Origin of the sequence: Streptococcus timonensis (genome assembly GCF_047460355.1) — a bacterium.
Taxonomy (GTDB): Bacteria; Bacillota; Bacilli; order Lactobacillales; family Streptococcaceae; genus Streptococcus; species Streptococcus timonensis_A.
This window is the reverse complement of the sequence record NZ_JASHGL010000005.1, coordinates 105,062-124,236: the sequence shown is the minus strand read 5'-3', so window position 1 is coordinate 124,236 and position 19,175 is coordinate 105,062. Positions and strand designations below refer to the sequence as shown.

General features: G+C 36.8%; 18 protein-coding genes. 15 read left to right on the top strand and 3 right to left on the bottom strand.

Annotation, left to right across the window (positions count from 1 at the left end):
* Window positions 1-75 precede the first annotated feature (75 nt).
* The gene (locus QM941_RS08680) at window positions 76-1,698 is read right to left on the bottom strand and encodes an ATP-binding cassette domain-containing protein (protein WP_414340178.1); all 1,623 of its coding nucleotides are present in this window, start codon (window positions 1,696-1,698) and stop codon (window positions 76-78) included.
* Window positions 1,699-1,893: 195 nt separating this feature from the next.
* Here QM941_RS08680 and trpS point away from each other — a divergent pair, with 195 nt between their 5' ends.
* Together trpS and guaB are read left to right on the top strand one after the other, a co-directional pair.
* Window positions 1,894-2,919: a tryptophan--tRNA ligase gene (gene trpS / locus QM941_RS08675; protein WP_414340177.1), complete on the top strand. Its 1,026-nt coding sequence runs from the start codon at window positions 1,894-1,896 to the stop codon at window positions 2,917-2,919.
* 164 nt (window positions 2,920-3,083) lie between these two features.
* Window positions 3,084-4,562, top strand: a complete 1,479-nt coding sequence (gene guaB, locus QM941_RS08670; protein ID WP_414340176.1) for an IMP dehydrogenase — start codon at window positions 3,084-3,086, stop codon at window positions 4,560-4,562.
* A 63-nt stretch (window positions 4,563-4,625) separates the two neighbouring features.
* Here guaB and recF read toward each other — a convergent pair whose 3' ends face one another.
* Together recF and yaaA are read right to left on the bottom strand one after the other, a co-directional pair.
* Entirely contained in the window at window positions 4,626-5,717 is a 1,092-nt protein-coding gene (gene recF, locus QM941_RS08665) for a DNA replication/repair protein RecF (RefSeq protein WP_414340175.1), read from the bottom strand.
* A 2-nt stretch (window positions 5,718-5,719) separates the two neighbouring features.
* Window positions 5,720-6,085: a S4 domain-containing protein YaaA gene (gene yaaA, locus QM941_RS08660; protein ID WP_414340174.1), complete on the bottom strand. Its 366-nt coding sequence runs from the start codon at window positions 6,083-6,085 to the stop codon at window positions 5,720-5,722.
* Between the two features lie 160 nt (window positions 6,086-6,245).
* Here yaaA and yfmF point away from each other — a divergent pair, with 160 nt between their 5' ends.
* The 13 genes from yfmF (at window position 6,246) to tsf (ending at window position 19,096) form a co-directional block, all read left to right on the top strand.
* Window positions 6,246-7,496 (top strand): EF-P 5-aminopentanol modification-associated protein YfmF, encoded by a 1,251-nt coding sequence (gene yfmF / locus QM941_RS08655; RefSeq protein ID WP_414340173.1) that lies wholly within the window; start codon window positions 6,246-6,248, stop codon window positions 7,494-7,496.
* Window positions 7,493-8,776 carry an EF-P 5-aminopentanol modification-associated protein YfmH gene (gene yfmH, locus QM941_RS08650; RefSeq protein WP_414340172.1) on the top strand — a complete coding sequence of 428 codons (1,284 nt, stop codon included), beginning with the start codon at window positions 7,493-7,495 and terminating at the stop codon, window positions 8,774-8,776. Before yfmF ends, yfmH begins: the two co-directional genes overlap by 4 nt.
* Window positions 8,777-8,814: 38 nt before the next feature.
* Entirely contained in the window at window positions 8,815-9,645 is an 831-nt protein-coding gene (gene rodZ / locus QM941_RS08645; protein WP_414340171.1) for a cytoskeleton protein RodZ, read from the top strand.
* 11 nt (window positions 9,646-9,656) lie between these two features.
* Complete coding sequence (gene pgsA, locus QM941_RS08640) at window positions 9,657-10,196, top strand: CDP-diacylglycerol--glycerol-3-phosphate 3-phosphatidyltransferase (RefSeq protein ID WP_414340170.1); 540 nt, start codon at window positions 9,657-9,659, stop codon at window positions 10,194-10,196.
* A gap of 2 nt (window positions 10,197-10,198) precedes the next feature.
* Window positions 10,199-11,026: an energy-coupling factor ABC transporter ATP-binding protein gene (locus QM941_RS08635; RefSeq protein WP_414340169.1), complete on the top strand. Its 828-nt coding sequence runs from the start codon at window positions 10,199-10,201 to the stop codon at window positions 11,024-11,026.
* A complete protein-coding gene (locus tag QM941_RS08630) occupies window positions 11,011-11,850 on the top strand; it encodes an energy-coupling factor transporter ATPase (protein ID WP_414340168.1) in 840 nt (279 codons plus the stop codon). The genes QM941_RS08635 and QM941_RS08630 overlap by 16 nt, the downstream gene beginning before the upstream one ends.
* Entirely contained in the window at window positions 11,843-12,637 is a 795-nt protein-coding gene (locus QM941_RS08625; RefSeq protein WP_414340167.1) for an energy-coupling factor transporter transmembrane component T family protein, read from the top strand. Before QM941_RS08630 ends, QM941_RS08625 begins: the two co-directional genes overlap by 8 nt.
* Window positions 12,638-12,666: 29 nt before the next feature.
* Window positions 12,667-13,488 (top strand): rod shape-determining protein MreC, encoded by an 822-nt coding sequence (gene mreC / locus QM941_RS08620; protein WP_414340166.1) that lies wholly within the window; start codon window positions 12,667-12,669, stop codon window positions 13,486-13,488.
* Window positions 13,485-13,979, top strand: a complete 495-nt coding sequence (gene mreD / locus QM941_RS08615) for a rod shape-determining protein MreD (RefSeq protein ID WP_414340165.1) — start codon at window positions 13,485-13,487, stop codon at window positions 13,977-13,979. Before mreC ends, mreD begins: the two co-directional genes overlap by 4 nt.
* A 91-nt stretch (window positions 13,980-14,070) precedes the next feature.
* The gene (gene pcsB / locus QM941_RS08610) at window positions 14,071-15,282 is read left to right on the top strand and encodes a peptidoglycan hydrolase PcsB (RefSeq protein WP_414340164.1); all 1,212 of its coding nucleotides are present in this window, start codon (window positions 14,071-14,073) and stop codon (window positions 15,280-15,282) included.
* A gap of 242 nt (window positions 15,283-15,524) precedes the next feature.
* Window positions 15,525-16,739 (top strand): aminoacyltransferase, encoded by a 1,215-nt coding sequence (locus QM941_RS08605; RefSeq protein WP_414340163.1) that lies wholly within the window; start codon window positions 15,525-15,527, stop codon window positions 16,737-16,739.
* 456 nt (window positions 16,740-17,195) lie between these two features.
* A complete protein-coding gene (gene rpsB, locus QM941_RS08600) occupies window positions 17,196-17,978 on the top strand; it encodes a 30S ribosomal protein S2 (protein ID WP_045613298.1) in 783 nt (260 codons plus the stop codon).
* A 77-nt stretch (window positions 17,979-18,055) separates the two neighbouring features.
* Window positions 18,056-19,096, top strand: coding sequence for a translation elongation factor Ts (gene tsf / locus QM941_RS08595; RefSeq protein WP_000808093.1), 1,041 nt, complete (start codon window positions 18,056-18,058; stop codon window positions 19,094-19,096).
* Window positions 19,097-19,175: the final 79 nt, after the last annotated feature.

The window sequence follows — 19,175 nt, the reverse complement described above, 5'->3', positions numbered from 1 at the left end:
ATATGTTGAATAGAATCAGATTGACAGAACTATCAACTAAAAACTCAATTGGGAGCCCAACTGAGTTTTATTTTTTTAGTCTTTCCAAAGTTCTTTTACTTTTGCTTGAACTTCAGTATTTTCTAGAAATTCGTCATATGTTTCATCAATACGATCAATGACACCATTTTTAGAAAGAACGATAATGTGGTTTGCTAGTGTTTGAATAAATTCATGGTCATGACTGGCAAAGATAATCGATTCTTTAAAGTTTTTCAACCCATCATTGAGACTTGATATTGATTCCAAGTCTAAGTGATTCGTAGGATCGTCAAGTACAAGAACGTTTGCTTTCAAAAGCATGAGTTTTGAAAGCATCACGCGCACTTTTTCTCCACCTGACAAGACGTTTACAGATTTGTTAACTTCGTCTCCAGAGAAGAGCATACGACCTAGGAAACCACGAAGGAAGGTATTGTCATCTTCTTCTTTACTTGCAAATTGACGTAACCAGTCAAGAATTGACTCGCTACCAGCAAAATCAGCTGAATTGTCTTTTGGCAAGTAAGAGCGACTAGTTGTAACTCCCCATTTGACAGTTCCTTCATAGTCAATATCCCCCATAATTGCACGAATCAGTGCAGTTGTTTGGATGTCGTTTTGACCTATAAGAGCTGTTTTATCACCTGGACGCAAGATAAAGCTGATGTTGTCAAGAATAGTTTCACCGTCAATCTTTACAGATAAGTTCTCTACTGTCAAGAGATCATTACCAATTTCACGTTCTACTTTAAAGTTGATAAATGGATATTTACGACTTGACGGAATAATTTCTTCTAAGACAATCTTGTCAAGCATCTTTTTACGTGAAGTAGCCTGTTTAGATTTAGATGCGTTAGCAGAGAATCGAGCAACGAATTCTTGGAGTTGTTTGATTTTTTCTTCTGCCTTAGCATTACGGTCTGCTAGTAGTTTAGCAGCAAGCTCAGAAGACTCCTTCCAGAAGTCGTAGTTTCCGACATAGAGCTTGATTTTACCAAAGTCAAGGTCGGCCATGTGGGTACATACTTTATTTAAGAAGTGACGGTCGTGGGATACAACAATGACAGTGTTGTCAAAATCGATCAAGAAATCTTCTAACCAAGTAATAGATTGGATATCAAGACCGTTGGTTGGCTCGTCCAATAGAAGGACATCTGGTTTACCAAATAGTGCTTTGGCAAGGAGAACCTTCACCTTGTCACCGTTGGCCAATTCACTCATATTTTGGTAATGAAGTTCTTCAGGGATGTTAAGGTTTTGAAGTAATTGAGATGCTTCACTCTCAGCTTCCCAACCACCTAGTTCTGCAAATTCTCCCTCAAGTTCAGCTGCACGAACACCATCTTCATCTGAGAAATCTTCCTTCATGTAAATAGCATCTTTCTCTTTCATGATGCTATAAAGTTTTTCATTTCCCATGATAACAACATCAATAGCACGCTCATCTTCGTAGTCAAAGTGATTTTGACGAAGAACTGAGAGACGTTCGTTTGGTCCAAGAGAGATATGACCAGTTGTTGGTTCGATATCACCAGCTAAGATTTTTAAAAATGTTGATTTTCCCGCACCGTTAGCGCCAATTAAACCATAGGTATTTCCTTCTGTAAATTTGATGTTGACATCATCAAAAAGTTTGCGGTCACTAAAGCGTAGTGAGACATCAGATACTGTAAGCAATGTTTTTCTCCTATAAAGTGTAATACTTTAATTTTACTAGAAAATCGGTAAATATTCAAATTTTTGTTTGTCAATTTTATGTCAATTAGATTTACAGATTCGTTGACATAAACCTAGTTGTTTGATTTTAAAAATTATCTGCCTTTTTATTAAAAAAATGCTATAATTGAAAAGACAATATCAAAGGAGAATAAGATGAGTAAACCCATTATTTTAACAGGAGATCGCCCAACGGGGAAATTACATATTGGGCACTACGTTGGTAGTTTGAAAAATCGTGTCTTACTACAAGAAGAAAATAAATATGACATGTTTGTTTTTTTAGCTGACCAGCAAGCACTAACAGACCATGCAAAAGATCCACAAACTATTGTAGAGTCTATTGGGAATGTGGCCTTGGACTATCTTGCAGTGGGATTAGATCCTAATAAAGCAACGATTTTCATTCAAAGCCAGATTCCAGAATTGGCAGAGCTCTCTATGTATTATATGAACCTAGTTTCATTAGCTCGCTTGGAACGAAATCCAACTGTCAAGACTGAAATTGCTCAAAAAGGCTTTGGTGAAAGTATTCCAACTGGATTTTTAGTTTATCCTGTTGCGCAAGCAGCAGATATTACAGCATTTAAGGCTAACTTGGTTCCAGTAGGGAATGATCAAAAGCCGATGATTGAACAAACACGTGAAATTGTTCGTTCTTTTAATCATGCTTATAATTGTGATGTTTTAGTAGAACCAGAAGGAATTTACCCTGAGCACGAAGGAGCGGGACGATTACCAGGTCTAGATGGTAATGCCAAAATGTCTAAATCTCTTAATAATGGGATTTACTTATCCGATGATGCAGATACTTTGCGTAAAAAGGTTATGAGTATGTATACAGACCCAGACCATATCCGTGTTGAGGATCCAGGTAAGATTGAAGGTAATATGGTTTTCCATTATCTAGATGTTTTTGGACGGCCAGAAGATGCTCAAGAAATTGCTGAAATGAAAGTGCATTATCAACGTGGAGGTCTTGGTGATGTGAAGACCAAGCGTTATCTCCTTGAAATCCTAGAACGTGAACTTGGTCCAATTCGTGAACGCCGTCTTGAGTTGGCTAAAGATATGGGTGAGGTTTATAATATGCTCCAAAAAGGTAGTGAAAAAGCTCGAGAAGTTGCTGGCCAAACACTATCAGAGGTAAAAGCAGCAATGGGGCTAAATTACTTTCATTAATAGATAAAATATGAACTCTAAAACTATCTCTTCTTTAAAATTAAAAGGGATAGTTTTTTTATATTATCTATTATCAATATAATTGACAAATTTTCATAGAATGGTATGATAGATACAATACAAAAAGCGTTTAGCTCAATAAAGAAAGAAAAGAGGAAACTTCAATGTCTAATTGGGACACTAAATTTTTGAAAAAAGGTTTTACCTTTGATGATGTATTGCTTATTCCAGCAGAGAGTCATGTGTTGCCTAATGATGCGGATTTAACAACAAAATTGGCAGATAATTTGACTTTAAATATCCCAATTATTACAGCTGCAATGGACACTGTAACAGAAAGCCAAATGGCCATTGCAATCGCACGTGCAGGTGGACTTGGAGTTATCCATAAAAACATGTCTATTGAGCAACAAGCTGACGAAGTTCGTAAGGTAAAACGTTCTGAAAATGGTGTTATCATTGATCCATTCTTCTTGACTCCTGAACATACAATCGCTGAAGCAGATGAACTCATGGGCCGTTACCGTATCAGTGGTATCCCAGTGGTTGAAACTCTAGAAAACCGTAAGTTAGTTGGTATTTTGACCAACCGAGATCTGCGTTTCATTTCTGACTACAACCAACCAATTTCAAAACACATGACTAGTGAAAACCTAGTTACTGCTCCGGTTGGTACAGATTTAAAAACTGCTGAGAGTATTCTTCAAGAACACCGTATTGAAAAACTACCTCTAGTTGATGAAGAGGGTCGTCTTTCTGGTTTAATCACCATTAAAGATATTGAAAAAGTGATTGAGTTCCCAAATGCGGCAAAAGATGAATTCGGTCGTCTTCTAGTTGCTGGTGCGGTAGGTGTTACTTCTGACACATTTGAACGTGCAGAAGCCCTCTTTGAAGCAGGAGCTGATGCTATTGTTATCGATACTGCCCATGGTCACTCAGCGGGTGTACTTCGTAAAATCGCTGAAATTCGTGCTCATTTCCCAGACCGTACACTGATTGCTGGGAACATCGCTACTTCTGAAGGTGCGCGTGCTCTTTATGATGCAGGTGTTGACGTTGTTAAAGTCGGAATTGGCCCAGGTTCAATCTGTACAACTCGTGTAATTGCAGGTGTTGGTGTACCACAGGTAACAGCAATTTACGATGCAGCAGCAGTTGCTCGTGAATATGGTAAAACAATTATCGCCGATGGTGGAATCAAGTATTCTGGAGATATTGTAAAAGCTCTTGTTGCTGGTGGAAATGCAGTAATGCTTGGATCAATGTTTGCGGGAACAGATGAAGCTCCAGGTGAAACTGAAATCTTCCAAGGACGTAAGTTCAAGACTTACCGTGGTATGGGTTCAATCGCTGCAATGAAGAAAGGTTCAAGCGACCGTTACTTCCAAGGTGCTATCAATGAAGCAAACAAACTAGTTCCAGAAGGAATTGAAGGTCGCGTTGCTTATAAAGGTGCAGCAGCTGACATCGTTTTCCAAATGGTTGGTGGTATTCGCTCTGGTATGGGATATTGTGGTGCAGCAAACCTTAAGGAGTTACATGACAATGCTCAGTTTATCGAAATGTCAGGTGCTGGTCTCAAAGAAAGTCACCCACATGATGTTCAAATTACTAATGAGGCACCAAACTACTCGTTATAGTTAAAAATAAAAAATCTCCTAACTAAAATAGGAGATTTTTTGTTGTTTACAGGTCTGTAAATTTTAATTTACAGATATTTGTCCGTCGTTTACTGTAAAGACGCTAAGATTATCAGGTAAGTTTTGAAGATGCTCTAAACTAGTAGTTGTAATGAAGGTTTGGATGTTTTGTGAAATAGTTTCAAGTAGCTTCAGTTGACGAGTGTTGTCAAGTTCACTCATAACATCGTCAAGTAAAAGGATAGGAGACTCCTTAGTGATGCTCTCCATCAGTTCAATTTCAGCTAGTTTTATAGATAGAACCAAACTACGATGTTGTCCTTGACTAGCAAAACTTGCATCTATTCCATTAATGAGGAAAACCATATCATCTCGATGAGGGCCAACTCCGGTATTTTTTTTAAATAAATCTCTTGATCTACTTTTTTCTAGTGCTTGGAGAAATGTTTCTGCCAAACGTTCTTTGTCAATGTAATTGACAGAAGGTTGATAGTTAATTGACAGTTTCTCTAATTGATTAGAAATTTCAAAATGTTTTTTACGACCAAATGCTTCTAATTTTTTGATGAATTCTGAACGATGAAGCATGACTCGAGATCCATATTCAACAAGCTGTTCATCAAGTACTGATAAAAAAGTTTCATCAATATTGTGGCTTGTTTTAAGATAGGAATTTCTTTGTTTGAGGACGTGATTATAACTTGACAAGTCGGACAAGTAGATAGGCTTGATTTGTCCCAGTTCCATATCAATGAACTTGCGGCGAAAGGCCGGCGCTCCCTTGATAAGTTGTAAATCTTCTGGGGCAAATAAGACGACATTCATGTGGCCAATATAATCTGATAGGCGAGCTTGTTTTAGATGATTTACTTTAGTAATTCGGCCTTTTGGTGCTAAGTCAATCTCGAGAGGAATACTTCCTGTTTGTTTTTGTAAAGAACCTGCAATCTTAAGTTGTTCTTCTTCGAATTGAATCAAATTTTTATCTGTCTTAGTACGATGACTACGAGTTAGAGCTAAAAAGTAAATACTTTCAAGAAGATTGGTCTTACCTTGAGCATTACGGCCAACAAATACGTTTAATCTAGGGTTAAAGTCAATATCGACATCTTGATAATTGCGAAAATGTTTTATAGATAAATCTTTCAACCACATACTTATCTCCCTGGGAAACGTGGTGCTATTTTAGTCTTGGTTGAAGGTTCCTTCTTAGTTTTTTTAGGAATCTTCTTATTCATTTCCTTGACTAATTTGGCAACTCGTTCTTTCTCAAGTTTTTCTTGACGGTAGTTTTCTTGTTCATCTAAGTTTGGTTCTGTTACATGAATTTGAATTTGTAAATCGGGGATTTCAATAGTATCTCCGATTCTTATTTTTTTTCCGCGACGATTTTCCAATTCTCCATTAAAATAAACTAGATGTTCACTAAGGAAGGATTTGATGGCACCGCCACTGTGTATCATGCCAAGCTCCTTTAAAAGTGCTTGTAGGGTTATAAATTCTTCAAATAATTTGTATTCCATTGTTCACCTCAATCTTTGGTATTATACCATATTTTGAAATAAATAACAGAGCGGAATTTATCTAAACTGAAAAGGAATTTTATTGAAAAAGAAATAAAGAGAGTAAGAAAAAATTACTGTTTCGTGGTATAATAGAACTCAATGTATAAGGAGGTAAGAAATGGAGTTAGTTCCTGGAATTGCAGTGCATTTTATCCAATCTAAAAAGTTTAAAACTAATAAAATAACCGTGCGATTTACAGCTCCATTATCACTTGAGCTGATTTCGAGTCGTATGATAAATGCTAGTATTCTTGAAACAGCAAACCAAATCTATCCAAGTGCCCAGCTTTTAAAAAAACGATTGGCAGGTCTATATGGAGCAGATTTATCAAGTCAGGCTTATCGAAGGGGACAAAGTCACCTTGTTGATGTGAGTTTAACCTATGTTCGTGATGAGTTTTTAAGTAAGAAAAATGTTTTAACTTCGCAGATTCTAGAATTGTTAAACCAAATTTTATTTTCACCTTTGGCAAATGCTGGGGAATTTGAACAAAATATGTTTGAAATCGAGCAAAAGCAACTGATAGCGAGGTTGGAATCAGAATTAGAGGATCCCTTCTTCTTTGCTCATAAGGAACTAGATCAGCTCTATTTCCAGGAACCAGCCATGCAATTAGTTCCTAAAGACTTAATTTCTAGAATTTCAAAAGAGACTCCTAAGTCTAGCTTCTCTAGCTTTCAAAAGATGTTGAAAGAGGACAAAGTTGATATTTTCTTTCTCGGTGATTTTAATGAAATAGAAATAAGGGAGCATTTAGAGAAATATTCCTTGACAGCTCGTCAACAAGTTGTCAAGATTCAGTATCATCAACCTTATTCAAATATATTAAATGAGAGTTTTCTTAGAAAGAATCTCGGGCAATCCATTTTAGAAATGGGATATCATAGTTCTATAGGTTATGGAGATGAAGGACAACTGGCAATGTTACTTGTCAATGGTCTTTTAGGAGCTTTTCCTCATTCAAAATTGTTTACAGAAGTTCGAGAAAAAGAAGCCTTAGCCTACACTGTTTCTAGTCACTTAGATCTCTTTAGTGGGCGTCTACGTTTATTTGCAGGAATTGATCGGAAAAATCGCAATAAAGTACGTAAGCTAATGAATGAACAATTAGTAGCTATCAAGAAGGGTGAATTTTCAGATATAGAAATTCATCAGACGAAAAAAATGATCAAGCGTTCTCTTTTACTTTCTAAGGACAATCAAGATTCTATCATTGACAGAGAATATCTGAGTCAATTTTTCGGGAAATTAGGCTTGGATATACATACACTGATTGAAAAATTAGAACAAGTTGAAAAAGATGAGATTTGTGAAGTTGCAGGTAGTCTTAGACTGCAGGCTATTTACTTTATGGAAGGATTGGAATGACTAAAGCTACTTTTCAAAAGAAATTTTATCCTGCTATCAAGGAAACTCTATACCAAGTCAAGTTAGAAAATGGATTAACTATTTCTTTGCTCCCTAAAAGTGAATTTCAAGAAGTTTACGGAGTTGTAAATGTAAATGTCGGATCGATTGACACAGAGTTTACGATAGATGTAGGAGAAAAGAAATCTTACCCTCAAGGGATTGCCCATTTCTTAGAGCATAAACTTTTTGAACGAGAAGATACTGGTGATATTATGTCAGCTTTTACGGAGTTGGGAGCTGAGAGCAATGCCTTTACAAGCTTTACGAATACCAGCTATCTTTTTTCGACGACCGAATATGTGATAGAGTGTTTAGACTTGTTAATGGAGCTCGTGACAGAATTTAATATGTCTGAGGATTCTGTTGAACGTGAAAAGGATATTATTCAGCAGGAACGAGAAATGTATCTTGACGACCCGGATTCTTCATTATTCTTTAAAACGTTAGCCAATCTTTATCCCAATAGCCCATTAGCCCTAGATATCGTAGGTTCTGAGAAATCAATTGAAAAGATTACTTTGGAAGACCTTAAGGAAAACTTTAAAGACTTATACAAGTCTAACAATAGTAGTATTTTCTTGGTTGGTCATTTTGATTTTGAGCAAGTAGAGGATTATTTCTTTAAGAAAGATGTTAGCAGCGGGACGGATGATAAGTTTGAAAAGACTAAGATTGCTTTACACCCTGTAAAGAAGGTTGACAGTACTCGAATGGATGTAGCTTGTCCTAAACTGGCTATTGGGCTTAGAACCAAGGCTCAAATGGATGACCAGGATTGCTATCGATATAGCCTCCACTTAAAAACACTATTTACAATGATGTTTGGTTGGACTTCGCAAAGATTTCAAAGTTTATATGAATCCGGTAAATTGGATTCGTCCCTGTCTTTAGAACTTGAAATTGATAAACGCTTTAACTTTTTAATGTTGACAATGGAGACCAAGGAGCCTGTTGCTATTTCTCATCAGTTTCGCAAGGCCATTCAAGGTTTTGAAAAGGATGTGGACGTATCCGAGGAACATTTGGATTTAGTTAAAAGTGAACTTTATGGAGAATTCATTCATAATATGGATTCTTTAGAATTTATTGCGACCCAATATCAGGCACTTGAAAAGGGGTCAAATTTGTTTGATTTACCTAAAATTATACAAGAGATGACTTTGGAAGATGTTCTTGAGGTGGGCCATCACTTTATAGATAATTGTGAGATGGTTGAATATACTATTTTGCCACTTTGATGTAGAAATAATTTAACTAGAAGGAAGGGATGATAAGTATGAGAAAAAAAACAATTGGGGAAGTCTTACGTTTATCGAGGATTAACCAAGGTCTTAGTTTAGAAGAATTGCAGAGAGCTACGGATATTCAAATAAGTTTGCTGGAAGCTCTGGAGGCAGATGATTTTGATAAATTACCTAGCACTTTCTATGCCCGTTCTTTTTTGAGAAAGTATGCTTGGGCGGTAGAATTAGATGAAAGAATTATTCTAGATGCTTTTGATTCTGGCAGTATGATTACCTATGAAGAAGTAGATGTTGATGAAATTGAACTTTCTGGACGCAGACGAACCAATCGTAAAAAACGCACCCTTCTTCCCCTTTTTTATTTTATCCTCTTTTCTGTATTAATTTTAACGTTTGTAAGCTATTATGTTTGGTCTTATATTCAAACACAACCTGGCACACCTTCTACAGGAAGTTATAGTCTTGTAAATTCGACGACGACTTCAACCACTAGTAAACTATCAGGTCACGATCAAACAACAACTACTGCCCCAAGTACTAGTGAAGCAAATTCTGTGACAATTTCGGGAGAAGGTGATACGATTTTAGTAACCTATAAAACTTCTAAAGATGTAGCAGAACTTCAACTATCTGTTTCTGATACGACCAGCTGGATTAGTGTTTCAGATACAGATTTGGTAGGAGGAGTTACTCTTTCACCAAATAATAAGTTAGCTAAAACTACGATTTCTAAAGATACTCCAGTGACCATTACCTTGGGGGTTGTAAAAGGAGTAACATTGAAAATTGATAATCAAGAAATTGATACATCAAAATTAACTAGCCAAACCGGCTGGATCACATTGACATTGAGCTCAAATTAAGGAAGGAATATATGAAAAAAGAGAATATCCCCAATTTATTGACAGTAGGTAGAATTTTATTTATTCCTATTTTTGTTCTCCTTCTATCTTTGGGGTCGTCACCTTTATTACATGGAATCGCTGCAATTATCTTTGCTATTGCGAGTATCACTGACTATTTAGATGGTTATTTGGCAAGGAAATGGCAAGTAGTAAGTAATTTTGGGAAATTTGCAGACCCAATGGCTGATAAATTGTTGGTAATGTCTGCCTTTATCATGCTGGTTGGTCTAAATATGGCTCCAGCTTGGGTGGTGGCAATCATTATTTGTCGTGAACTTGCGGTTACCGGCTTACGCCTACTATTGGTAGAAACTGGTGGAACAGTTCTGGCTGCAGCTATGCCTGGTAAAATCAAGACATTCAGTCAAATGTTTGCGATTATTTTCTTATTATTCCATTGGAACTTTATAGGACAAGTGCTGCTATATGTTGCACTATTCTTTACTATTTATTCGGGCTATGATTACTTCAAAGGGAGTGCATACTTATTTAAAGGAACCTTTCGCTAAAAATGGAAACAATTATTGAAATTAAAGATTTGGCCTTTCGTTACCAAAAAGATCAGGAACATTATGATGTAAATCATATATCGTTTCACGTGAAACATGGTGAATGGTTATCGATTGTTGGTCATAATGGGAGTGGTAAATCGACTACAGTTCGCTTGATTGATGGTTTGCTTGAGGCTGAATCTGGAGAGATTTGGATCGATGGAAAACTTTTAACCTCAGAAAATGTCTGGGAAATGCGCCGTAAAATTGGGATGGTTTTTCAAAATCCAGACAATCAGTTTGTTGGAGCGACTGTAGAAGATGATGTTGCTTTTGGATTGGAAAACCAAGGCCTTCCACTTGACCAGATGAAAAAACGAGTAGTAGAATCACTTGCTTTGGTCGGTATGGAAGAGTTTAGTAAAAAGGAGCCAGCTCGTCTGTCTGGAGGGCAAAAACAAAGGGTTGCCATCGCAGGAGTTGTTGCTTTGCGACCAGATATTTTGATTTTGGATGAATCTACTAGTATGCTTGATCCAGAGGGACGATTAGAGTTGATTAAAATTGTTCAAGAAATCCGAAAAGATCATAAAATGACGGTTATTTCCATAACGCATGATTTAGAAGAGGTTGCTTTGAGTGACCGTGTCTTAGTGATGAAAAAAGGGGCAATCGAGTCAACCAGTAGTCCAAGAGAATTATTTTCTCGACCAGATCTTGATCAAATCGGATTGGATCAACCCTTTGTTAACCAATTGAGACAATCCCTGATCGATGGAGGCTTGAATTTACCGCATTCATACATAACTGAGGAGAAATTAGAGGAGGCATTATGGGAATTACTCTAGAAAATGTTAGCTATATTTATCAGAACGGAACTCCCTTTGCCTCATCAGCCCTATCTGATGTAAGTCTAACAATCGAGGATGGTTCTTACACGGCTGTGATTGGGCATACAGGAAGTGGAAAATCAACTATTCTTCAACTCTTAAATGGTTTGTTGGTTCCTACTGAGGGTAGTGTGAAGGTCTTTAATACCCTTATCACTCCAACATCTGTCAATAAAGAAATTCGCCAAATTCGTAAACAAGTTGGATTGGTATTTCAGTTTGCAGAAAATCAAATTTTTGAAGAAACTGTCCTAAAAGATGTGGCTTTTGGTCCTCAGAATTTTGGTATCTCTTCGGAAGAAGCAGAAGCGATCGCTCGTGAAAAACTAGCCATGGTAGGCATTGATTCTTCATTGTTTGAACGTAGCCCCTTTGAATTATCTGGTGGTCAGATGAGACGGGTAGCTATTGCAGGGATTTTAGCCATGGAACCAAGCATTTTGGTCTTAGATGAGCCAACAGCAGGGCTTGATCCGGTTGGTAGAAAAGAGTTGATGGCTCTGTTTAAAAAACTTCATCAAGATGGGATAACGATTGTCTTGGTGACACATCTTATGGACGATGTAGCTGAATTTGCAGACCAGGTCTATGTGATGGAAAAAGGGAAACTAGTCAAGAGCGGGAAGCCAAGTCTGGTTTTTCAAGATATTGAGTTTATGGAAAACGTTCAATTAGGTGTTCCTAGAATTACAAGATTTGCCTACAAATTAGTCAAACGAGGTCTTTCATTTAAACAATTGCCAATAAGAATAGAGGAGTTTAAGGAGTTCATAAATGGATAACATGATTTTAGGTCGTTATATACCTGGGGACTCTATTATCCATAGATTGGATCCTCGAAGTAAATTATTAGGCATGATTTTGTTGATTGTTATCAGTTTTTGGGCTAATAATCCTCTCACAAATGTCATTCTTTTTACTGTATCAGGGGTTTTTATCCTCTTATCTAAAATACCTCTGACCTTTTTTATAAAAGGTTTGCAGTCCATGTTCTTTTTGATTGCTTTTACGACTATTTTTCAGCTCTTCTTTATAACTGGTGGAGAGGTCTTGTATGAAATTGGTTTTATTAAAATTACGACCTACGGACTGGAGCAAGCAGGGATTATTTTCTGTCGTTTTGTATTGATTATTATTTTCTCAACTCTCCTAACCTTGACAACTATGCCACTTAGTTTGGCGACAGCTGTCGAATCATTGCTGGGACCTCTGAAAAGATTTAAAGTCCCCGTTCATGAAATCGGACTTATGCTGTCAATGAGTTTGCGTTTTGTACCAACCTTGATGGATGATACTATTCGAATCATGAATGCCCAAAAGGCGCGTGGTGTTGATTTTGGAGAAGGCAATATTGTGCAGAAGGTCAAAGCTATGATTCCAATCTTGATACCTCTATTCGCAACTAGTTTGAAAAGAGCAGATTCCTTGGCGACAGCCATGGAAGCTAGAGGCTATCAAGGTGGTCATGGGCGTAGTCAGTATCGACAATTAAGTTGGATGAGGAAAGATAGCGTTGCCCTGGTGCTAGTTGGTATTTTGGGTCTGGTCCTATTTTTATTGAAATCCTAAAGTCTAGTAGATAAAGAAAAGGAAAGGGTATGAACCGTTTTAAAAAATCAAAATACTTCATTGTTTTATTTGTTGTCATATTAGTCGTGTCAGTCTTTTTATTAACGACAAAATCAAATGCAATTGTGACAAAAGCGGGAGACAGTATTTCTCTTTTAGATAGGATAGTCCAAAAACCTTTTCAATGGCTGTCTTCCACAAAATCTGATTTAGGACATTTAACTAGAGCTTACAATGAAAATGAGACTTTAAAACAAGGACTTTATAAGTTGAAGAAAGAATCTAACCAGGCTGATAGTCTCAAAGAAGAAAATGAACAATTACGCCAATTACTAGATATGAAGTCAAAATTGAATGCCAATAAGCTCATTGCCACAGACGTCATTATGCGAACACCAGCAACTTGGAAACAAGAATTAACAGTAGACGCTGGCTCTGCAAAAGGGGTGACAACTGGTATGTTGGCGGTAGCTGGTGGTGGCTTGGTTGGAAGTGTTGAAAAAGTGGAAGATAACTCGACAGTGATCACCTTATTGACTAACACCGAAAACACTGAAAAAATCTCTGTTAAAATCCAGCATGATTCTACCACAATTTATGGAATTATCATTGGCTATGATAAGGAAAAAGGTTTACTAAAGATTAGTCAGCTAAATAGCAATAGCGACATTAGTCAAGGGGATAAAGTTGTGACTGGAGGTTTGGGTACTTTCAATGCTGCGGATATTCCAGTTGGAGAGGTTGTGTCTGTAACACATAGCAATGACTATCTGACTATAGAAGTGTTGGTCAAACTGGATGTTGATTCAACTAATCTTAGAGTCGTAGAGTTAGTGGGGAATCCATCATGAGACTATTTAAGCAGATAGGGATGTTTATACTCTTGCCTTTAATTGTACTCATAGATAGTCACCTAGGGCAATTTGTCACTAGCTTTTTCCCTCATTTCCAACTAATTAGCCATTTTATTTTCATAGTTCTCTTGTTTGAAACGATTGAGGTATCAGAGTATCTATTCTTGGCTTATTGTCTTGTTGCAGGACTCTTGTATGATATCTATTTCTTCCATTTGATTGGTATTGCTAGTCTTCTTTTTGTTATTATTGGTGCAATTGTTTATAAAATTAATTCGATTATACTCACTAATAGATGGACAAGATTGCTAGCAATCGTAATGATGACTTTCTTATTTGAATTTGGGTGTTTTGTCATTGTACAAGCAGTTGGTTTAACACATGAAAATCTGGCAGTCTTTATGGTTTATAGCCTTGTTCCTTCAATGATCTTAAATTTTTTATGGATGCTTGTATTTCAATTTGTTTTTGAAAAAATTTATCTATAAGAAAGAAACAAAAATGTAATAAAGGCGTAATATTTATTATGTCTTTTTTTGATATACTAGTATTGTTCTAAAAGAAGGAGTATATACCAATATGAAGAAAAAAATCCTAGCATCGCTTTTATTAAGTACAATCTTAGTTTCACAAGGAGCAGTCCTTTCTACAGTTAAAGCTAATAGTACAGATGACAAAATTGCTGCTCAAGATAATAAAATTAATGAATTGACAGCGCAACAAGCAGATGCTCAAAAACAAGTTGATGCGATCCAAAAGCAAGTTTCAGCAATTCAAACAGAGCAAGAAAAATTACAAGCTGAAAACGAAAGACTTCAAGTTGAATCAAAACAACTCGAAGGAGAAATTACAGAGCTTTCAAAAAATATTGTAGCTCGTAACACATCTCTTGAAAATCAAGCTCGTAGTGCGCAAACTAATGGAGCTGCGACAAGCTATATCAATACGATTATCAATTCGAAATCAATCACAGAAGCTATTTCTCGTGTAGCAGCTATGAGTGAAATCGTATCAGCCAATAATAAAATGTTGGCACAACAAAAAGAAGATAAAAAAGCAATTGCTGAAAAACAAGTTGCTAATAATGAAGCAATTAACACAGTTATTGCTAATCAACAAACACTTGCTGATGATGCTCAAGTTTTGACAACAAAACAAGCAGAGTTGAAAGTTGCTGAATTGAACCTTGCTGCTGAGAAAGCTACAGCTGAAGGAGAAAAAGCTAATTTGTTGGAACAAAAAGCAGCGGCAGAAGCAGAAGCGCGTGCAGCAGCTGAAGCAGAAGCTGCATACAAAGCTCAACAAGCTAGCCAACGTCAAACACTTGCTGCATCGGCAAATACAAGTTTTGTATCACAAGTACAAGCAACATCTACATCTTCATCATCTGACACAGAAGAATCAAGCTATACACCAACACCAACTGTATCGAAACCACGTCCAACTTATAACACAAGTGCTTCAACTTATCCTGTTGGACAGTGTACTTGGGGGGCTAAAACACTATGCCCTTGGGCTGGAGATTTCTGGGGTAATGGTGGACAATGGGCAACAAGTGCAGCAGCAGCCGGATTCCGCACAGGATCAACTCCACAAGTTGGAGCAATTATTTGTTGGAATGATGGTGGATATGGACACGTAGCGGTTGTTACAGCTGTTGAATCAGCAACTCGTATTCAAGTTTCAGAGGCAAATTATGATGGTAGCGGTACTCAACCAATTGGTAATTATCGTGGTTGGTTCAATCCACATGCTTCTCGAGGATCAGTAAGCTATATTTATCCTAATTAATATATATGACTTTATTTTTAATATTTTAAGGTGAGATTGATTCAATCTCACCTTTTCTATAGCATTGTTAAAAGCAAACATAGTGACAAATTTATTTAGACTTGTGACTGATGAATGACTAAAAATAAAACTCTGGAAGCATGTGATAAAAATTGTATCAAAGTTATTATATGTTGTAAGAGAGTGAAAATTGTAGTAAACTAAAGTATAGACTACTTTTTGAAATAGTGAGAAGGGGAGTTATGTATAATTATAAAATTGCTGTTGATACTACAGAATGGGATTCTTTTTTAAAAAATAATTCTAAAGGAAGCTTATTGCAGAGTAGTGACTGGGCTAAAATAAAAGAAACTTGGGACAATGAGCGAATTGGATTTTATAAAGATAACCAATTGGTTGGAGTAGCAAATGTTTTAATTCAACCTCTTCCGTTGGGGTTTTCTATTTTTTATATTCCAAGAGGTCCGGTTATTGATTTTGAAGATAAAGAACTGCTGAAATTTGTACTGGTAACGTTGAAAAAACTTGCTAAAAAGCGACATGCAATAATGGTTAAATTTGATCCAAATCTATTTATAAGTCAGAATCTTATTGGACAAGAAATGATCCAAAATTCCAAGACCTTAGAGATTATTGAGGAATTGCAAACAAATAAGGTTCATTGGACTGGCTTAACAAAGGATATGGCAGAAAATATACAACCACGTTTTCAAGCTAATATTTATAAAGAGAATTTCTCGTTGGATCAACTTTCCAAGTCTACTAGACAGGCAATACGAACTGCAAGAAATAAAGGGTTGGAAGTGAAATTTGGTGGACTTGATTTATTAGATGAATTTTCATTCCTAATGAAGAAAACAGAGTCCCGTAAGCATATCAGTTTACGAGGAAAAGATTATTATCAGAAGTTATTGACTACTTATCCTGATCATTCCTTTATCACACTGAGCTATTTAGATTTACCTAATAGACTGAAAGAAGTTGAGCAGCAACTGGAAAAAAATCTTAAAATAGCGCAGAAGTTTACAGATCAAACAAGAGAAGGTAAAGTAAAGGATAATCAGCAAGAGAGGAAACGATTAGAGGAAGAGATTTCTTTTCTTAAGAGCCGTATTGATAGAGGGGACAGTGTTGTTCCCTTGTCTGGGACTTTAACTATTGAATTTGGGAAAACTTCTGAAAATTTATATGCCGGAATGAATGAGGAATTTAGACACTATCAACCTGCGATTCCTACATGGTTTGAGACTGCACAACATTCATTTGAACGTGGTGCAGAAACTCACAATATGGGAGGAATTGAAAATAACTTAAAAGGTGGATTGTTTAATTTTAAATCTAAGTTTAATCCAACTATTGAAGAATTTGCTGGAGAATTTAACTATCCAACTAGTTCATTGTATTACTTATTTAACATAGCCTATAAACTTCGTAAGAAACTTCGTAGTAGGAAGTAGATAGGTAAAAGACTTATTGGCAAGTTTAATCTTCAAGAATTGTTTTTTTGCTAACACAAAGTATGAGGATATGATATTTACTATAAAAAATATAATTGACTCTTTTACATCTAAATTTTTAAGTTATTAAATAGAAATATTTTGACATTAACTTGAAAATTTTTATATTTGTGTGGATCTCAACATAAGCTATTATTGCATATTTAGCAGTAACAATTTATGTTGAGATGTTTTTTTATTTAAAGTTAAGAATTTGGTTTAAAAATTTCAGTTGGGAAATTACGTTATGAAGGAAAAACTAGCAAAATTGCTTGAAAAAAAAACTCAACTATGGTACAATTTAATTTGTCGTGTAAACGATAATACTCATTCTTGATGAATTGTGAAACTGTTGCCTTTGGGTTGTTTTGCAAGCTGAAATCAAGAAGAGGAAAAAACAAAAAAGGAGAAATACTCATGGCAGTAATTTCAATGAAACAACTTCTTGAGGCTGGTGTACACTTCGGTCACCAAACTCGTCGCTGGAACCCTAAGATGGCTAAGTACATCTTCACTGAGCGTAACGGAATCCACGTTATCGACTTACAACAAACTGTAAAATACGCTGACCAAGCATACGACTTTATGCGTGATGCTGCAGCTAACGATGCAGTTGTATTGTTCGTTGGTACTAAGAAACAAGCTGCTGACGCTGTTAAAGAAGAAGCAGAACGTTCAGGTCAATACTTCATCAACCACCGTTGGTTGGGTGGTACCCTTACTAACTGGGGAACAATCCAAAAACGTATCGCTCGTTTGAAAGAAATCAAACGCATGGAAGAAGAAGGAATCTTCGACGTTCTTCCTAAGAAAGAAGTTGCACTTCTTAACAAACAACGCGCTCGTCTTGAGAAATTCTTGGGTGGTATCGAAGACATGCCTCGCATCCCGGATGTAATGTACGTAGTTGATCCACATAAAGAGCAAATCGCTGTTAAAGAAGCTAAAAAATTGGGTATCCCAGTTGTAGCGATGGTTGACACAAACACTGATCCAGATGATATCGATGTAATCATCCCAGCTAACGATGACGCTATCCGCGCAGTTAAACTGATTACAGCTAAATTGGCAGACGCTATCATTGAAGGTCGCCAAGGTGAAGATGCTGTAGCAGCAGTTGAAGCAGAATTTGCAGCTTCAGAAGCTCAAGCAGATTCAATCGAAGAAATCGTTGAAGTTGTTGAAGGCGACAACGCTTAATTCGTATAAATAGTAATTACCTAGGAGGGCGGGGCTTAGCCCGGCTCTCCTTTTTTAAAAAATATAGGAGAATCAAAATGGCAGAAATTACAGCTAAACTTGTTAAAGAGTTGCGTGAAAAATCTGGTGCTGGTGTTATGGACGCTAAAAAAGCATTGGTTGAAGTGGAAGGCGATATCGAAAAAGCGATTGAATTGCTTCGCGAAAAAGGTATGGCAAAAGCAGCTAAGAAAGCTGACCGTGTTGCTGCAGAAGGTTTGACTGGTGTTTATGTTGACGGTAACGTTGCAGCAGTTGTTGAAGTAAATGCTGAAACTGACTTCGTTGCGAAAAATGCTCAATTTGTTGAGTTGGTAAACGCAACAGCTAAAGCAATCGCTGAAGGAAAACCAGCCAATAACGAAGAAGCTCTTGCTTTGACAATGCCTTCAGGTGAAACTCTTGAAGCAGCTTATGTGTCTGCAACAGCGACTATCGGAGAAAAAATCTCATTCCGTCGCTTTGCTTTGATTGAAAAAACAGATGCACAACACTTCGGAGCATACCAACACAACGGTGGACGTATCGGTGTTATCTCTGTAATCGAAGGTGGAGACGAAGCACTTGCTAAACAAATTTCAATGCACATCGCTGCTATGAAACCAACAGTTCTTTCATACAAAGAATTGGATGAGCAATTTGTTAAAGATGAGTTGGCTCAATTGAACCACGTAATCGACCAAGATAACGAAAGCCGTGCAATGGTTGGTAAACCAGCTCTTCCACACTTGGCATACGGATCTAAAGCTCAATTGACTGATGAAGTAATCGCTCAAGCTGAAGAAGCTATCAAAGCTGAATTGGCTGCAGAAGGTAAACCAGAAAAAATCTGGGATAAAATCATCCCAGGTAAAATGGATCGCTTCATGCTTGACAACACTAAAGTTGACCAAGCTTACACACTTCTTGCACAAGTTTACATCATGGATGACAGCAAGACAGTTGAAGCATACCTTGAATCAGTTAACGCTTCAGTAGTTGAGTTCGCTCGCTTTGAAGTTGGTGAAGGTATCGAAAAAGCTGCAAATGATTTTGAAGCTGAAGTTGCAGCTACAATGGCAGCAGCTTTGAATAACTAATAATATAAAGAGGAAGCAGGTTTGCTTCCTTTTTTCTTTTGTAGAAAATTAAAAAGCCCTTTAACAAGGACTTTGTGTA

Bases quoted from the DNA above. Each gene is read 5' to 3' on its own strand.
- QM941_RS08635 (WP_414340169.1), top strand. From the start codon at position 10,199: ATGGAAACAATTATTGAAATTAAAGATTTGGCCTTTCGTTACCAAAAA.
- mreC (WP_414340166.1), top strand. From the start codon at position 12,667: ATGAACCGTTTTAAAAAATCAAAATACTTCATTGTTTTATTTGTTGTC.
- rpsB (WP_045613298.1), top strand. From the start codon at position 17,196: ATGGCAGTAATTTCAATGAAACAACTTCTTGAGGCTGGTGTACACTTC.
- trpS (WP_414340177.1), top strand. From the start codon at position 1,894: ATGAGTAAACCCATTATTTTAACAGGAGATCGCCCAACGGGGAAATTA.
- pgsA (WP_414340170.1), top strand. From the start codon at position 9,657: ATGAAAAAAGAGAATATCCCCAATTTATTGACAGTAGGTAGAATTTTA.
- mreD (WP_414340165.1), top strand. From the start codon at position 13,485: ATGAGACTATTTAAGCAGATAGGGATGTTTATACTCTTGCCTTTAATT.
- yfmH (WP_414340172.1), top strand. From the start codon at position 7,493: ATGACTAAAGCTACTTTTCAAAAGAAATTTTATCCTGCTATCAAGGAA.
- QM941_RS08605 (WP_414340163.1), top strand. From the start codon at position 15,525: ATGTATAATTATAAAATTGCTGTTGATACTACAGAATGGGATTCTTTT.
- tsf (WP_000808093.1), top strand. From the start codon at position 18,056: ATGGCAGAAATTACAGCTAAACTTGTTAAAGAGTTGCGTGAAAAATCT.
- yfmF (WP_414340173.1), top strand. From the start codon at position 6,246: ATGGAGTTAGTTCCTGGAATTGCAGTGCATTTTATCCAATCTAAAAAG.
- recF (WP_414340175.1), bottom strand. From the start codon at position 5,717: ATGTGGTTGAAAGATTTATCTATAAAACATTTTCGCAATTATCAAGAT.
- QM941_RS08630 (WP_414340168.1), top strand. From the start codon at position 11,011: ATGGGAATTACTCTAGAAAATGTTAGCTATATTTATCAGAACGGAACT.
- yaaA (WP_414340174.1), bottom strand. From the start codon at position 6,085: ATGGAATACAAATTATTTGAAGAATTTATAACCCTACAAGCACTTTTA.
- QM941_RS08625 (WP_414340167.1), top strand. From the start codon at position 11,843: ATGGATAACATGATTTTAGGTCGTTATATACCTGGGGACTCTATTATC.
- pcsB (WP_414340164.1), top strand. From the start codon at position 14,071: ATGAAGAAAAAAATCCTAGCATCGCTTTTATTAAGTACAATCTTAGTT.
- rodZ (WP_414340171.1), top strand. From the start codon at position 8,815: ATGAGAAAAAAAACAATTGGGGAAGTCTTACGTTTATCGAGGATTAAC.
- guaB (WP_414340176.1), top strand. From the start codon at position 3,084: ATGTCTAATTGGGACACTAAATTTTTGAAAAAAGGTTTTACCTTTGAT.